The following is a 13,902-nucleotide window of genomic DNA, read 5'->3' on the forward strand; positions in this document are numbered from 1 at the left end:
ACTCGACAGGGTGTGGGAGAGTAGGACACCGCCGGAACATCATTGCGAAAGGCCCCCAGCATTATGCTGGGGGCCTTTTTGCGTTAGGTGACGACTGGTCTCGTGTGCACATGGGTAACTCGCCGGGAACTCCCGAAACGCGACTACTGATCAACCGCATGCCCGATGCAGATCCATCGCTGTGCCAGGCCGTCGGCCGAATTCCGGGGAGGCGGTACTGTGCTTGGGTGCGCCTTGTCATTGCTCGTTGCCAGGTCGATTACGTCGGCCGACTGACCGCCCACCTTCCGATGGCTCGCCGGTTGCTGCTTATCAAGGCCGACGGCTCGGTGCTCGTGCACTCCGACGGCGGCTCCTACAAGCCGCTGAACTGGATGAGCCCGCCGTGCTGGCTGGAGGAACGCGATATCGCGACTCTGGTGCCCGCGGAGCTGCCCTCCGGTGTGACGCCGCTGCGGGAGGGCAAGACGGCGCTGCCGGACAACATCAAGGCGCTGTGGGTGGTGACCAACAAGGCCGGCGAGGAACTGCGCATCACCATCGAGGACATCGAGCACGACTCCTCGCACGAACTCGGCGTCGACCCCGGCCTGGTCAAAGATGGTGTCGAAGCGCATCTGCAAGAACTGCTCGCCGAACACGTCACCAAGCTGGGCGAGGGCTACACGCTGGTCCGGCGCGAATACATGACCGCCATCGGCCCGGTGGATCTGCTGTGCCGCGACGCCGACGGCGCGACGGTGGCGGTGGAGATCAAGCGGCGCGGTGAGATCGACGGCGTCGAACAGCTCACCCGCTACCTGGAACTGCTCAATCGCGATCCGCTGCTGGCGCCGGTCGCGGGCGTGTTCGCCGCCCAGCAGATCAAGCCGCAGGCGCGCACGCTCGCCGAGGACCGGGGGATCCGCTGCCTCACGCTCGATTACGACGAGCTGCGTGGCACGGAGAGCAACGTTTTCCGCCTCTTCTAGGCTGGGAACCATGCCGCGACGTAAACCACGCTCCGGGCGACGTAGCGAACCAGCGCCCATCGGGGACGTGTACGGACGCACCGAGGATGGTCCGGGCGACGAAACCTACATCGTCCGAACGGTTCCCGGCGCGCGAGCGGTCAAGACCTATCGGTGCCCCGGCTGTGATCACGAGATCGCCCCTGGCGTCGCCCATATCGTCGCCTGGGCCGCCGAGGGTGGCGAGGACGACCGCAGGCACTGGCATCAGGGCTGCTGGAACGGCAGGCGCACCCGCGGCATCACCCGCCGCTGGTCCTGAAACCGCAAGACGACGAAAACCGAAGGCCGCCTCGAATTTTCGAGGCGGCCTTCGGTTCTTCGATGATCGGGTGGAGCCGATGTCGTCGCAGGTCCGACGTCAGTTGCTGATGTCGGCGTTCTCGCGGTCCTCGTCGATGATGTCCTCGTCGGCGTCGGCGACCTCGGGGATGGCCTTGGTCTGGCGGGAGCCGGACACGGACTTGTTGCTGCCGTTGTTGCTGATGGACTTGCGCTCGGGGGCACCGTCGAGCAGCTCGCTCTCCCGGTTGACCGCCGCGAGCATGGCGGGCACCGAATCGAGCTGACCGCGGATACCGAGCAGCTGGGCGAGGACCCGGCCGCGCAGCACGCGCATCTCCTCGGCCAGTTCCTTCGCGTGCGCGATCTTGCGCTCGGAGGTCTGGGTGGCGGAGCTGATGAGGCGGTTCGACTCATCGGTCGCGTCCTTGATCCGCTGGGCGGCCTCGGCGCGGCTGGTGGCCTCGAGCTCCTCCATGGCACGAGTCAGCTTGGTGCGCCGATCGTTCATGGTGGCCTCGAAGTCCTGCTGGGTGGCCTTGCGCTTGGCCTCGGCCTCCTTGCCGAGACGTTCCACATCGGCCTGGGCGGCCTCGATGATCTTGGCGGACTCGGTGCGCGCGTTCGCGAGGGTCTGCTCGAACTCGATCTCGAGCGCCTCGCGCTTCTCCTTGGTCTCCGCGAGCAGCGACTCGTACTTGCCACGCATCTCGGTGGCCTGCTGCTCGGCGATCGACACCATCTCGGCGGCTTCGGCCTGCGCCAGCGCGCGGACCTCGGACGCTTCGTCCGAGGCAAGGCGCAGCATGCGCGAGATACGGTCGGACATTCCTTCGGCGGTGGTCGGCGGCACGGAAAGCCGGTCGACCTCCTTGCGGAGCTCGTCGATCTCGTCCCGCGCGTCTTCCAGCTGGCTGGCGAGATTCCGGGCCTGCGCGGCGGCAGCATCCCGGTCGGTGGCGGTGACGCGAAGCTCGGCGTCGAAGCGGTCGAAGTAGTTGCGCACCTCGTCTTGCGCATAACCCTTGCGCACAACGGTGAAGGGCAGTGCAACGAAGCGATTGCGATCGGACTCAGGTGACGACATGGCACACAAAATACAGCCTCGAGCGAGCGTATGGAGACTCGACCGTGATTGTGATCTGGCCGAGATTTACCAACCGTATCCGCGTACTAGTGCGTAACATTCGGGTTCGGCTCGACGAGCTCGACCAGCACACCGCCAGCATCCTTCGGATGGATGAAATTGATGCGGGAATCGGCGGTGCCGTGCCGCGGTGCTTCGTACAGCAAACGCAGGCCACGGTCCCGCAGGAAGGCCGAAACGGCCTCGATGTCGGTGACCCGGTAGGCCAGCTGCTGCAGGCCCGGTCCGCTGCGGTCGATGAACTTGGCGATCGTCGACTCCGGGGTCAGCGGGGCCAGCAACTGCAGTGCGGTCGCGCGGTCGGCCGCGGCGGGGCACGACAGCATCGCCTCGACGACGCCCTGGGCCTCGTTGACCTCGCGATGGGTCTCGACCATGCCGAGATTGTCGGTGTACCAGGCGACGGCGGCGTCGAGGTCGGGCACGGCGATGCCCACGTGGTCGACGGCGATGACGTAGTCGGCGGGGATGATGTTCTCGTTGCTCACCCTTCGAAGCTAGCGCGTACCTGCTTGCCGGGTGTGCTCCGATACCGGTTACCGTTGAGTGCAACCCTTGACGTGCACGGCTGAGCGCTGTGTGCATCGCGGCGAGGTTCGACTCAATGAATGCGAGGCTTTCGTGACGACTTCTGTCATCGTGTCCGGTGCGCGTACCCCGGTCGGCAGGCTCCTGGGCGGTCTGAAGGACTTCAAGGCCTCGGATCTGGCCGGTGTGGCCATCAAGGCGGCGCTGGAGAAGGGTGGAGTGGCGCCCGAGCAGGTCGACTACGTCATCCTCGGTCAGGTGCTGCAGGCCGGTGCCGGGCAGCTGCCCGCCCGCCAGGCTGCGATCGCCGCGGGTATCCCGATGGATGTGCCCTCGCTGCTGATCAACAAGGTCTGTCTGTCGGGCATCAACGCGATCGCGCTGGCCGATCAGCTGATCCGCGCCGGTGAGCACGAGATCGTCGTGGCCGGCGGCATGGAGTCGATGAGCCAGACCCCGCACCTGCTGCCCAAGAGCCGTGAGGGCCACAAGTACGGCGACACCACCCTGGTCGACCACATGGCCTACGACGGCCTGCACGACGTGATCACCGACCAGGCGATGGGCCTGCTGACCGAGGACCGCAACGACCTCGACAAGGTCAGCCGCGAGGAGCAGGACGCGCTGGCCGCGGCCTCGCACCAGCGCGCCGCCGCCGCGTGGAAGAACGGTCTGTTCACCGACGAGGTCGTGCCGGTGGCCGTGCCGCAGCGCAAGGGTGATCCGATCTACGTCACCGAGGACGAGGGCATCCGCGCCGACACCACCGTCGAGTCGCTGGGCAAGCTGCGTCCGGCCTTCCGCAAGGACGGCACCGTGACCGCGGGCACCGCCTCGCAGATCTCCGACGGCGCGGCCGCGGTGATCGTGATGAGCAAGGCCAAGGCCGAGGAACTGGGTCTGGAGTGGATCGCCGAGATCGGCGCCGCCGGTCAGGTCGCCGGTCCGGACTCGACCCTGCAGGACCAGCCGGCCAACGCCATCCTCGCCGCGTGCGCGAAGGAGGGCATCACCCCGGCCGAGCTGGATCTGATCGAGATCAACGAGGCCTTCGCGGCGGTCGGCGTCTCCTCGACCAAGAAGCTGGGCTATGACCCGGAGAAGGTCAACGTCAACGGTGGCGCCATCTCCATCGGCCACCCGCTGGGCATGTCCGGTGCGCGCATCCTGCTGCACCTGGCGCTGGAGCTGAAGCGTCGCGGTGGTGGCGTCGGCGCGGCCGCGCTGTGTGGTGGTGGCGGTCAGGGCGACGCGCTGATCATCCGCGTTCCGTAATCCTGGAGCGCTGGCGCGCTCGAGTTCGCGGCCCTGTGGTCCCACCGGTCAGGCACCGTTGCTTGCTCCTTCGTCACCTACGCAACGGCACCTGACCGGCGGGACGGCCGCGAACCGCCGCTGCGCGGCGGCCCCTCTTCGGGGTCGGGGCGTGCGTGGCGCGGAGTGCGGTGTGTGACCGGTCCAACTACGTAGTGTCGTAGCCGGTCCGGCACAATGGTCCCTATGGGTTTCTTCGATCTGCGGTCCACTGCCAGTCGTTTCCGGTTCTTCGCGGTGCTCGAGGCACTGTCGTGGATCGGTCTGCTGACCGGTATGGCGTTCAAGTACATCCCCGCCGAGAGCAACGAGATCGGCGTGAAGATCTTCGGGCCGGTGCACGGCGGAATCTTCGTGCTCTTCGTGATCACCGCGCTGCTTGCCGCGCGCGAGCTGAACTGGAGCTGGAAGACCACCGTGCTGGCGCTGGCATCCAGCATTCCGCCGCTGGCCACCGTGATCTTCGAGGTCTGGGTGGTGCGCACCGGTCAGCTCGGCGAGCTGAGCACGGGCGCTGCGAAGGGCTCCCCGGCAGCCGTGCCGACGGCTTCGTGACAAACTGGAAACCGTGACTCGACCCGCTGCCCGTCGTCCTTCGCCCGCCGCTGCCGCCGCCATGTCCGGTGCGGTGGATCTGTCCGCGCTGAAGCAGCCGCCCGCCGCTCCCGGCGGCGCGCCTGCGGCCCCGGGGAACCATACGGTGACCGAGGCGGATTTCGAGACCAAGGTCATCCGCCGCTCGATGCAGGTGCCCGTGGTGGTCGCGCTGTACTCGCAGCGCAGCCCGGGCAGCGTCGAGCTGATCCGCACGCTGGAACGGCTCAACGCCGACGATCGGGGCGGCTGGGATCTGGCCGCCATCGAGGCCGAGCCGAACATGAACATCGTGCAGGCGCTGCGCGTGCAGGGCATTCCCACGGTGATCGCGGTGGCAGGCGGGCAGCCCTTGGCCGACTTCGAGGGCGCCCAGCCCGAGGCGCAGGTCCGGCAGTGGCTGGACGCGGTGATGGACGCGACCGCGGGCAAGCTCGAGGGTGACCCCAACGGTCCGGAGCCCGAGGTCGAGGATCCGCGCTTCACCGCCGCCGAGGACGCGCTCGCCGCGGGTGACATCACCGGCGCCGAGGCGGCCTACGAGGCGATTCTGGCCGAGGAACCCGCCAACGAGGAGGCCAAGGCGGCCCTGCGCCAGCTGCGCTTCCTGACCAGGGCCCAGCAGATCGACCCGGCCGTGGTCGCCACCGCCGACGCAGATCCGGCGAACCTGGAGGCCGCTCTCGACGCCGCCGACGTGGAACTGCTCGAGCAGCGCCCCGAGGCCGCCTTCGAACGGATCATCGCCGTCATCAAGCGCACCGCGGGTGACGACCGCACCGCGGCGCGCACCCGCCTGCTCGAGCTGTTCGAGCTGTTCGATCAGGCCGAGACCTTCGTGGTCGCGGCCCGTCGCAAGCTGGCCACCGCGCTGTACTGACCCGGCAACTTCCTTCTCGGGGCCGTCCCGGCTGAACTGCCGGGACGGCCTCGTCGTATCTCCAGATAGACCCGCGGCACCGGCCGCGAGCTGACTCGAGGAGAACGATATGACTTCACTCGAACATTCGGCCGCCCCGGACCAGGCCGAAGTGGAAGCTTTCGCCGGCACGATGATCGAGATGCTCGACCACGCGAGCACCGCGCTGATGATCAGCATGGGCCACCAGGTCGGGCTGTTCGACACCATGGCGGCCAATCCGGGCGCGACCAGTTCGGAACTCGCCGCTGCGGCGGGCCTGGACGAGCGCTATGTCCGCGAATGGCTCGGCGCCATCACCACGGCGGGCATCGTGACCTACGACCCGCAGTCCGCCACCTACACATTGCCGCCCGCGCACGCGGCGAGCCTGACCAGGGCCGCCGGGCCGGACAATCTGGCCCGTGTCATGCAGTTCATCCCCCAGCTCGGCGAGGTCGAGCCCAAGATCGTCGAGCGGTTCCGGGTCGGCGGCGGCCTGTCCTACGACGACTACGAGCGGTTTCACGCTCTGATGGCCGAGGAGAGCGCCGAGGTGTTCGATGCCGCGCTGATCCCGGTGATCCTGCCGATGTCGCCCGGCCTGACCGACCGGCTGCTGATGGGCATGGACGTCGCCGACATCGCGTGCGGCAGCGGCCACGCGGTGAACCTGATGGCGCGGGCGTTCCCGGCCAGCCGGTTCCGTGGCTACGACTTCTCCGCCGACGCGATCGCGGCAGGCCGGGCCGAGGCGGACGCGATGGGGCTGACCAATGTCGAGTTCCTTGTCCAGGATGTCGCGGAGCTGCACGCGCCCAAATCCTGCGATCTGATCACCGTCTTCGACGCGATCCACGATCAGGCGCATCCGGCGCGGGTGCTGGCCAACATCTCCGAAGCGCTGCGCTCCGACGGTGTCTTCCTGATGGTCGACATCCACGCGTCGAGCGTGCTCGAGGAGAACATCGACCTGCCGCTCGGCCCGTTCCTCTACGCGATCTCGACGATGCACTGCATGTCGGTCTCGCTGGGGCAGGGCGGAGACGGGCTCGGGACGGTCTGGGGCGAGCAGCGTGCGCTGTCGATGCTCGCCGACGCGGGGTTCACCGACGTGCAGACCCACCATGTCGACGGTGATCCGCTCAACACCTACTACGTCGCGGGCAAGGGCTGAGCTACGGTCGAAACATGGGCTCCAAGAAGGATATTCAGCACCGGGTCGTGACCACGTTCCAGCGGCCGCTCAACTGGGTCGCGCGCAGACTGCCCGGCCAACAGCTGCTCGAGACCACCGGCCGGGTGAGCGGGCAGCCGCGGACCACGCCGATCGGGGGGCGCCGCGTCGGTGACCAGTTCTGGCTGGTCTCCGAATTCGGTGAGCGTTCGGAGTACGTGCGCAACATCATGGCCGCCAACCGGGTGCGGGTGCGGCTGGACGGGAGCTGGCACAGCGGCACCGCCCACCTGGTGCACGACGACGACCCGCGCGCCCGGCTGCGCGTGCTCCCGCGCTACAACAGCGCGGTGGTGCGCGCGGTCGGCACCGACCTGCTGACGATCCGCATCGACCTCGCCCGCTGAGCTCAGCGCTCGGCGGCCAGCCAGACCGCGCTGTGGGGGGCCAGGGTGACGGTGGCCGAGGCGGGGCGGCCGTGCCATGCGGTGTCGTCGGCGGCGACCACACCGAGGTTGCCGACGCCGGAGCCACCGTATTCCTGGGCGTCGGTATTGAGTACCTCGCGCCAGGAACCGGTGTGCGGCAGCCCGATCCGGTAGTTCTCCCTGGTCGAGCCGGAGAAGTTGAAGACGCAGGCGACAGCGCTGCCGTCGGAGCCCCAGCGCAGGAAGGCGAAGACGTTGGCCGCGCTGTCGTCGGCCTCGATCCAGGAGTGCCCGCCGGGGGTGGTGTCCTGGCTCCAGAGCGCCGGGTGCGCGGTGTAGGTGCGGTTGAGGTCGGCGACCATCGTCGAAATGCCCTGGTGTAGCGGGTTTTCCAGCTCGTGCCAGTCCAGGCCGCGGTCGTTGTCCCATTCGCGGAACTGGCCGAACTCCTGGCCCATGAACAGCAGTTGCTTGCCGGGGTGTGACCACATGTAGGCGAGCAGGGCGCGCACGCCGCTCGCCTTGGCGAAGTCGTCGCCGGGCATCCGCGTCCACAGCGTGCCCTTGCCGTGCACGACCTCGTCGTGGCTGATCGGCAGCAGGTAGTTCTCGCTCCACGCGTAGACCAGCGAGAACGTCATCTCGTTGTGGTGCCAGGACCGGTGGATCGGGTCGCGGCCCAGGTAGCCGAGGGTGTCGTGCATCCAGCCCATGTTCCACTTCATGGTGAATCCGAGGCCGCCGACATCGGTGCCGCGGGTGACGCCGGGCCAGGTGGTCGACTCCTCCGCGACGGTGACCACGCCGGGGTAGGCGCGGTGCACGGTGTCGTTGAGTTCCTGCAGGAAGTCGACGGCTTCCAGGTTCTCCCTGCCGCCGTAGACATTCGGCTCCCAGCCGCCCTCGGGACGCGAGTAGTCCAGGTAGAGCATGGAGGCGACCGCGTCGACGCGCAGGCCGTCGATGTGGAATTCCTCGATCCAGAACGCGGCGTTGGCGACCAGGAAGTTGCGGACCTCGTTGCGGCCGAAGTCGAAAACGTAGGTGCCCCAGTCGAGTTGCTCGCCGCGGCGCGGGTCGGGATGTTCGTAGAGCGGGGTGCCGTCGAAGCGGGCCAGCGCCCATTCGTCGCGCGGGAAGTGCGCGGGCACCCAGTCCAGCAGCACGCCGATGCCCGCGTTGTGCAGGTGGTCGACGAAGTAGCGGAAGTCGTCGGGACTGCCGAAGCGGGAGGTAGGCGCGTAGTAGGAGGTGACCTGGTAGCCCCACGAGCCGCCGAACGGGTGCTCGGCGACCGGCAGCAGTTCGACATGGGTGAAGCCGGTCGCGCGTACGTAGTCGGCGAGCTGGTGCGCCAGCTCGCGGTAGCCGAGGCCGGGACGCCAGGACCCGAGGTGCACCTCGTAGACGCTCATGGGGGAGTGGGTGGCGTCGGTGCCCGCGCGGCGGTCCAGCCACGCGCTGTCGGTCCACACGTGATCGGCGCGGCTGACCACCGACGCCGTCGCCGGCGGTACCTCGGTCGCAAAGGCCAGCGGGTCGGCGTGATCGACGACGCGGCCGTCGGCGCCGTGCACCCGGTACTTGTAGCGCGTGCCCGGCCCGACGCCGGGCACGAACACCTCCCACACCCCCGAAGTGCCGAGTGCGCGCATCGGCGCCGAGCTGCCGCTCCAGTGGTCGAAATCGCCGAACACGGTGACACCGCGGGCATTCGGCGCCCACACCGCGAACGACGTGCCGTCGACATCGCCGTCGAGGGTGGTGTAGTGCCGGGGATGCGCGCCGAGCACCTCCCACAGCCGGGTGTGGCGGCCCTCGCCGATCAGGTGCAGATCGAACTCGCCGACGGTGGGCAGGAAGCGGTAGCCGTCGGCGGCGATCACCGTCTGGCCGCCGGGGTATTCGGTGCGCACGCGGTAGTCGTCGATCTGCGGATACGGCAGGACCGCGGCGAATACGCCGTGCCCCAACGACTTCAGCGGATGCTCGGTGGCGCCGACCAGCACGGTCACCGTCTCGGCGTGTGGGCGGAGCACCCGCACCGCGGTGCCGTCGGCGTGCGGGTGCGCACCGAGGACGGTGTGCGGGTCGGGATGGGTGCCCGCCGCCAGCAGCATCAGGTCGCGGCGTTTCATCAGAACGTCCTGCGATAGGCCAGGGGTGCGCGGGCGGCGGCGGGAACCGCGGGCAACGTCAGGATGTGCGCGGGGGCGCGGGCGGGGTCGAGGCGCACGAAATTCTGCTGTCCCCAGTGGTATTCCTCGCCGCTGACCTCGTCGAACACCACCGGGTGGTCGTGCCATTCGCGGCCGATCGCGGGCAGGTCCAGCGAGATGTGGCCCTGTTCGGCGCCGTACGGATTCAGGTTCACGATGACCAGCACCGCGTCACCGGAGATCGGATCGAACTTGGAGTACGCCAGCAGCGCGTCGTTGTCGATCGCGTGGAAGTGGATGCAGCGCAGCTGTTGCAGCGCGGGGTGGGCGCGGCGGATCTCGTTGAGCCGGGTCAGCCACGGTTCCAGCGACTCGCCGCGGGCCAGCGCGCCGCCGAAATCGCGGGGCCGCAGTTCGTACTTCTCCGAATCCAGGTACTCCTCGCTGCCGGGGCGCACCGCCTCGTGCTCGAACAGCTCGTAGCCGGAATACACACCCCACGTGGGGGACAGGGTCGCCGCGAGGACAGCGCGGACGGCGAACATGCCAGGCCCGCCGTGCTGCAGGCTCTCGTGCAGGATGTCGGGAGTGTTGACGAACAGGTTCGGCCTGGCCTCGTCGGACTTGGCGGCCAGCTCGTTGCCGAACTCGGTGAGCTCCCACTTGTACACGCGCCAGGTGAAATACGTGTAGGACTGGCTGAATCCGCGGCGCGCCAGACCGTAGAGCCGGGCCGGGCGGGTGAAGGCCTCGGACAGGAAGATCACGTCGGGATCGGTGCGGCGCACCTGCGCGATCAGCCACTCCCAGAAGTCGGCGGGCTTGGTGTGAGGGTTGTCCACGCGGAAGATGGTGACGCCCAAGGCGATCCAGTGCCGGACGACCCGCAGCACCTCGGCGTAGAGGCCGTCGGGGTCGTTGTCGAAGTTGACCGGGTAGATGTCCTGGTACTTCTTCGGCGGGTTCTCCGCGAAGGCGATGGTGCCGTCGGGCAGGGTGGTGAACCATTCCGGGTGGGCTTGCACCCACGGGTGGTCGGGCGCACATTGCAAAGCCAGGTCGAGTGCGACTTCCAGGCCGAGAGCGGTTGCGGTGGAGACGAACTCGGTGAAATCGGCCTCGGTGCCGAGCGCGGGGTGGATCGCGTCATGGCCGCCCTCGGCCGAGCCGATGGCCCACGGCGAACCGACATCACCCGGTTCGGTGGTGAGGGTGTTGTTGCGGCCCTTGCGATTGATCTCGCCGACCGGATGGACCGGCGGCAGGTACACCACGTCGAAACCCATGCCCGCGATGCGGGGAAGTTCGCGGGCCGCCGTCGCGAAGGTGCCGTGCACGGGGTTGCCGTCGGCGTCCCGGCCGCCGGTCGATCGCGGGAAGAACTCGTACCACGACCCGACCAGCGCGCGGCGGCGCTCCACCAGCACCGAGTGCTGGGCGCCGCGGGTGACCATCTCGCGCAGCGGGGTCACGCGCAGGATCTCGGCGACCTCCTCGGAGAACGCGGGCGCGACCCGGGCGGGAAGTTGCTCGTCGCTGCGCAGGGCGGTGGCGGCGGCGCGCAATCGTTCGAACTGCTTCTTCGGGACCAGCTGGGCGGCCCGCTCGAAGAGGCCGGCGCCGATCTCGAGGTCGTTGGCCAGGTCGGCCGCGGACTGGCCGACCCCGAGCTTGGCCTCGACCGCCGAACGCCAGGTCGCGATCGGGTCGCTCCAGCCTTCGATGCGGAAGGTCCAGGTGCCGGGGGTGTTCGGGGTGAAGAGCGCGTTGAAGACGTCCGGTTCGTAGTCGGGCGTCATCCGGATGCGGGTGATCCGCGAGGAGCCGGGCGCGCGGACGGCCAGCGTCGCCGCCACGGCGTCGTGGCCCTCGCGCCACACGACGGCGCGGACGGGGAACACCTCGCCCACCGCGGCCTTGGCCGGGCGTCCGCCGGGTATCGACGGGGCGATGTCATCGATGGCAATCCGGCCGGTCACCGGACAAACCTACTGCATTTGCGGCAGTCGGGGGCCGTGGGACGCGGCACCGTGTGAGCGGGGTTCGGCGGCCGAGCCGAGGCCGAGAGCCACCAGAATCGCGGCCGGGTGCGCTCCACACGCTGTCGGATTGCGGCGCGGCCAGATGTCTCTCCGGTCGGCAGCCGAGATGACGCCTACGCGCCTGGCCGGCGGCGAGGGCGATTCGCGGCGTCAGGCGGCGCGCAGGCCCGCGAGGAGCCGGTCGAGGGCGGCGATGGTATCGGCGAGCGCGCCGGGATCGGTGGTGGTGGCCAGCCAGAGGGCGGCCTCGTTCATCGCGCCGGAGAGGAGCTGGGTCAGCGGGGCGACCGGTTGCTGCGGGAGTATCCCGGCGTCGACCAGTGCTGCCAGCGCTTCGTGCAGGTGGCGCTCCGAATTTGCCTCGTCCATGGCGCGCCATTCGTGCCAGCCGAGCACCGCGGGGCCGTCGATCAACATGATCCGCTGGACCAGGGGGTCGGCGCTGGCCCGCAGGAACGCGGCGCAGCCGGTGGTCAGCTGTGCCCACGGATCCGGCTCGGCGTCCGCGGCGGCGGCCACCTGCGCGCCGACCTCCTCCTGCACCTGCGTCAGCACCGCCTTGAACAGCTCGGCCTTGCTGTCGAAGTGGTGATACAGCGCGCCCTTGGTGACCCCGGACGCCGACACGATCTCCGACAAGCCAACGGCCGCATACCCTTTCGCGGCGAACAGGCGCCTGCTCTGTGCCAGCAGAACGCGCCGCGTCTCCTCGCGCTGCTGCGTCCGCGTCGTCGCCGTCATCGCCCGTCCTCCCATTGACCTACCGCCGGTATGTGAACTAGCCTACGATACATACCGACGGTATGTGAAAGGGAATGTCATGGCACTGAGCAGCTTCTACCCGGTTCTCGCCACCACCCGGATCGCGGAATCGCGCGACTTCTACACGGGCTGGTTCGGCTTCGAGATCACCTTCGAGGCCGACTGGTACGTCAGCCTGCGCCGCCCGGGCGGCGACGGCGAGCCCGCCTACGAGCTGGCCCTGCTCGACCCCACCCACCCGACCATCCCCGCGGGCTACGGCAAACCGGTCCAGGGCATCGTGCTGAACTTCGAGGTCGACAACGTCGACACGGAATGGGAACGCCTTGTGGTGACCGGCGGCCTGCATGCCGAACTCGAGCTCCGCACCGAAGACTTCGGCCAGCGCCACTTCATCATCGCCGACCCCTCCGGCGTCCTGATCGACGTCATCACCGAGGTCCCACCGACCCTCGAATTCGCCGCCCAGTTCACCCAGTAGGCCCGCGGAGCACGGGTAGCTCCATGTACGCACATCGACCTGGCTTGCGAGCCGCCCGCCGAACCAGCCGCCCTGCGGCAACGGTGGTCGGGATCTACCGGGCACTGTCCACAAATAGCGAGACTCCCGGCGCGACTGCGTTTTTCACCGCAGCAGCACCGGGAGTCCCCGAGCCGGGGGCAGTTACCTGCCGACCCGCCCTCTCAGGGCAGGACCTGTGGAATGACCTCGGGGTTCACGTGGCCCACATAGCCACCGATGATGGCACCGATGAGCGCATGGGGGAGTGTGCCGAGAATGAGGCAGAGCGGGTAGCCCACGCCCAGCACGATCACGGACGGGATGCAGTTGACCAGGGTGGCGAGCGCACCGAGGCCGGCACCAGCGAGGGCGCCGTTGATCACCGGGTCGGAGTTCTCGGCCTTCGGATCGGTCGCGACGTCCTGCAGCTGGGTCTCGATCACATCCGAAATCACGGGAGCGGCCACCTCCGAGACAGGGCCTTCGCCGGAAAGCTCGGCGTCCTGCGACATCGCTGCGCCCGCCGGGGTGGCGGATCCGAACGAGAACTCGGCGATGGCGGTCCCGTAGCTGTCACCCTGGACGGCCATCGCGGTGGCCGGCTGAGCCTGCTGGTCGGCGTAGGCATCCGCCGACGCGACACCACCTCCAGCGAAGGTGACCGCCACAACCACCGGCAGTGCACCGAGAAGAATATTGCGAGTTGAGCGCTTGAACATGAAGTACTCCCTCTCGACCTTTTGGCCCCCCGACCCGGACGAATCGAACGTCGACCGGGCTATTAGTAATAGCGATCTTGCCTTAAAGGCAACTTTTGTGATCTATTTCACATTGACAGCGTGAGGCCAATCCGTTTCGAACCACCTGCGGCCTGGCACAGGCAGTTCTCGATGGCCACCGACAGGGCCGTCTACTTCCGCGACCCGCACTCGCCCTGGCAACGCGGCACCGACGAGAACACCAATGGACTGCTCCGCCAGTATTTCCCGAAGGGCACCGATCCCCGACAGCCGACATCCGAGCTCCCGGGCGACACGCTGAATTCGCGGGGAGGCGGTA

The 13,902-nt window shown here is 68.3% G+C and carries 14 protein-coding genes and 1 pseudogene; 9 read left to right on the forward strand and 6 right to left on the reverse strand.

What is annotated here, in order from left to right; all coding sequences use genetic code 11:
• Positions 1–227 precede the first annotated feature (227 nt).
• Both nucS and ACFVAV_RS34545 read left to right on the forward strand, forming a co-directional pair.
• Positions 228–971, forward strand: coding sequence for an endonuclease NucS (gene nucS, locus ACFVAV_RS34540; RefSeq protein ID WP_379039866.1), 744 nt, complete (start codon positions 228–230; stop codon positions 969–971).
• A gap of 10 nt (positions 972–981) precedes the next feature.
• Positions 982–1,272 (forward strand): ATP/GTP-binding protein, encoded by a 291-nt coding sequence (locus tag ACFVAV_RS34545; protein ID WP_379039867.1) that lies wholly within the window; start codon positions 982–984, stop codon positions 1,270–1,272.
• 99 nt (positions 1,273–1,371) lie between these two features.
• Here ACFVAV_RS34545 and ACFVAV_RS34550 read toward each other — a convergent pair whose 3' ends face one another.
• Positions 1,372–2,379, reverse strand: coding sequence for a hypothetical protein (locus ACFVAV_RS34550; protein ID WP_379039868.1), 1,008 nt, complete (start codon positions 2,377–2,379; stop codon positions 1,372–1,374).
• An 86-nt stretch (positions 2,380–2,465) separates the two neighbouring features.
• Complete coding sequence (mce, locus tag ACFVAV_RS34555; protein WP_355284254.1) at positions 2,466–2,927, reverse strand: methylmalonyl-CoA epimerase; 462 nt, start codon at positions 2,925–2,927, stop codon at positions 2,466–2,468.
• Between the two features lie 133 nt (positions 2,928–3,060).
• On the opposite strand from mce, the gene ACFVAV_RS34560 reads away from it, so the two are divergent.
• The 5 genes from ACFVAV_RS34560 (at position 3,061) to ACFVAV_RS34580 (ending at position 7,357) form a co-directional block, all read left to right on the forward strand.
• Entirely contained in the window at positions 3,061–4,242 is a 1,182-nt protein-coding gene (locus tag ACFVAV_RS34560; protein ID WP_378856264.1) for an acetyl-CoA C-acetyltransferase, read from the forward strand.
• A 225-nt stretch (positions 4,243–4,467) separates the two neighbouring features.
• On the forward strand, positions 4,468–4,836 hold the full coding sequence (locus tag ACFVAV_RS34565; protein WP_379039869.1) for a DUF3817 domain-containing protein: 369 nt from the start codon (positions 4,468–4,470) through the stop codon (positions 4,834–4,836).
• A 61-nt stretch (positions 4,837–4,897) separates the two neighbouring features.
• The gene (locus ACFVAV_RS34570; protein WP_379039900.1) at positions 4,898–5,755 is read left to right on the forward strand and encodes a co-chaperone YbbN; all 858 of its coding nucleotides are present in this window, start codon (positions 4,898–4,900) and stop codon (positions 5,753–5,755) included.
• Positions 5,756–5,864: 109 nt separating this feature from the next.
• Positions 5,865–6,950 (forward strand): class I SAM-dependent methyltransferase, encoded by a 1,086-nt coding sequence (locus tag ACFVAV_RS34575; protein WP_379039871.1) that lies wholly within the window; start codon positions 5,865–5,867, stop codon positions 6,948–6,950.
• 14 nt (positions 6,951–6,964) lie between these two features.
• Positions 6,965–7,357, forward strand: coding sequence for a nitroreductase/quinone reductase family protein (locus ACFVAV_RS34580; protein ID WP_379039872.1), 393 nt, complete (start codon positions 6,965–6,967; stop codon positions 7,355–7,357).
• Positions 7,358–7,359: 2 nt separating this feature from the next.
• Here the strand turns inward: ACFVAV_RS34580 and glgB are convergent, their stop codons facing one another.
• The 3 genes from glgB to ACFVAV_RS34595 all read right to left on the reverse strand — a co-directional run bounded on the left by glgB (position 7,360) and on the right by ACFVAV_RS34595 (position 12,320).
• The gene (glgB, locus tag ACFVAV_RS34585; protein ID WP_379039873.1) at positions 7,360–9,516 is read right to left on the reverse strand and encodes a 1,4-alpha-glucan branching protein GlgB; all 2,157 of its coding nucleotides are present in this window, start codon (positions 9,514–9,516) and stop codon (positions 7,360–7,362) included.
• Positions 9,516–11,516, reverse strand: a complete 2,001-nt coding sequence (locus tag ACFVAV_RS34590) for a maltotransferase domain-containing protein (RefSeq protein ID WP_379039874.1) — start codon at positions 11,514–11,516, stop codon at positions 9,516–9,518. The genes glgB and ACFVAV_RS34590 overlap by 1 nt, the downstream gene beginning before the upstream one ends.
• Positions 11,517–11,729: 213 nt before the next feature.
• Positions 11,730–12,320: a TetR/AcrR family transcriptional regulator gene (locus tag ACFVAV_RS34595; protein WP_379039876.1), complete on the reverse strand. Its 591-nt coding sequence runs from the start codon at positions 12,318–12,320 to the stop codon at positions 11,730–11,732.
• Positions 12,321–12,399: 79 nt separating this feature from the next.
• Here ACFVAV_RS34595 and ACFVAV_RS34600 point away from each other — a divergent pair, with 79 nt between their 5' ends.
• Positions 12,400–12,822, forward strand: a complete 423-nt coding sequence (locus ACFVAV_RS34600; RefSeq protein WP_379039877.1) for a VOC family protein — start codon at positions 12,400–12,402, stop codon at positions 12,820–12,822.
• A 203-nt stretch (positions 12,823–13,025) separates the two neighbouring features.
• Here the strand turns inward: ACFVAV_RS34600 and ACFVAV_RS34605 are convergent, their stop codons facing one another.
• A complete protein-coding gene (locus ACFVAV_RS34605) occupies positions 13,026–13,562 on the reverse strand; it encodes a hypothetical protein (protein WP_379039878.1) in 537 nt (178 codons plus the stop codon).
• A 156-nt stretch (positions 13,563–13,718) separates the two neighbouring features.
• On the opposite strand from ACFVAV_RS34605, the pseudogene ACFVAV_RS34610 reads away from it, so the two are divergent.
• Positions 13,719–13,853: pseudogene (locus ACFVAV_RS34610) on the forward strand (IS30 family transposase); the annotation flags it as partial.
• Between the last annotated feature and the right edge of the window lie 49 nt (positions 13,854–13,902).

This window comes from Nocardia sp. NPDC057663 (assembly GCF_042799895.1).
Lineage (GTDB): Bacteria > Actinomycetota > Actinomycetes > Mycobacteriales > Mycobacteriaceae > Nocardia.

Excerpts from the sequence above, each read along its gene's own strand:
- ACFVAV_RS34570 (WP_379039900.1), top strand. The coding sequence starts at position 4,898 with ATGTCCGGTGCGGTGGATCTGTCCGCGCTGAAGCAGCCGCCCGCCGCT.
- ACFVAV_RS34545 (WP_379039867.1), top strand. The coding sequence starts at position 982 with ATGCCGCGACGTAAACCACGCTCCGGGCGACGTAGCGAACCAGCGCCC.
- ACFVAV_RS34550 (WP_379039868.1), bottom strand. The coding sequence starts at position 2,379 with ATGTCGTCACCTGAGTCCGATCGCAATCGCTTCGTTGCACTGCCCTTC.
- ACFVAV_RS34605 (WP_379039878.1), bottom strand. The coding sequence starts at position 13,562 with ATGTTCAAGCGCTCAACTCGCAATATTCTTCTCGGTGCACTGCCGGTG.
- ACFVAV_RS34575 (WP_379039871.1), top strand. The coding sequence starts at position 5,865 with ATGACTTCACTCGAACATTCGGCCGCCCCGGACCAGGCCGAAGTGGAA.
- ACFVAV_RS34580 (WP_379039872.1), top strand. The coding sequence starts at position 6,965 with ATGGGCTCCAAGAAGGATATTCAGCACCGGGTCGTGACCACGTTCCAG.
- ACFVAV_RS34595 (WP_379039876.1), bottom strand. The coding sequence starts at position 12,320 with ATGACGGCGACGACGCGGACGCAGCAGCGCGAGGAGACGCGGCGCGTT.
- ACFVAV_RS34565 (WP_379039869.1), top strand. The coding sequence starts at position 4,468 with ATGGGTTTCTTCGATCTGCGGTCCACTGCCAGTCGTTTCCGGTTCTTC.
- ACFVAV_RS34600 (WP_379039877.1), top strand. The coding sequence starts at position 12,400 with ATGGCACTGAGCAGCTTCTACCCGGTTCTCGCCACCACCCGGATCGCG.
- glgB (WP_379039873.1), bottom strand. The coding sequence starts at position 9,516 with ATGAAACGCCGCGACCTGATGCTGCTGGCGGCGGGCACCCATCCCGAC.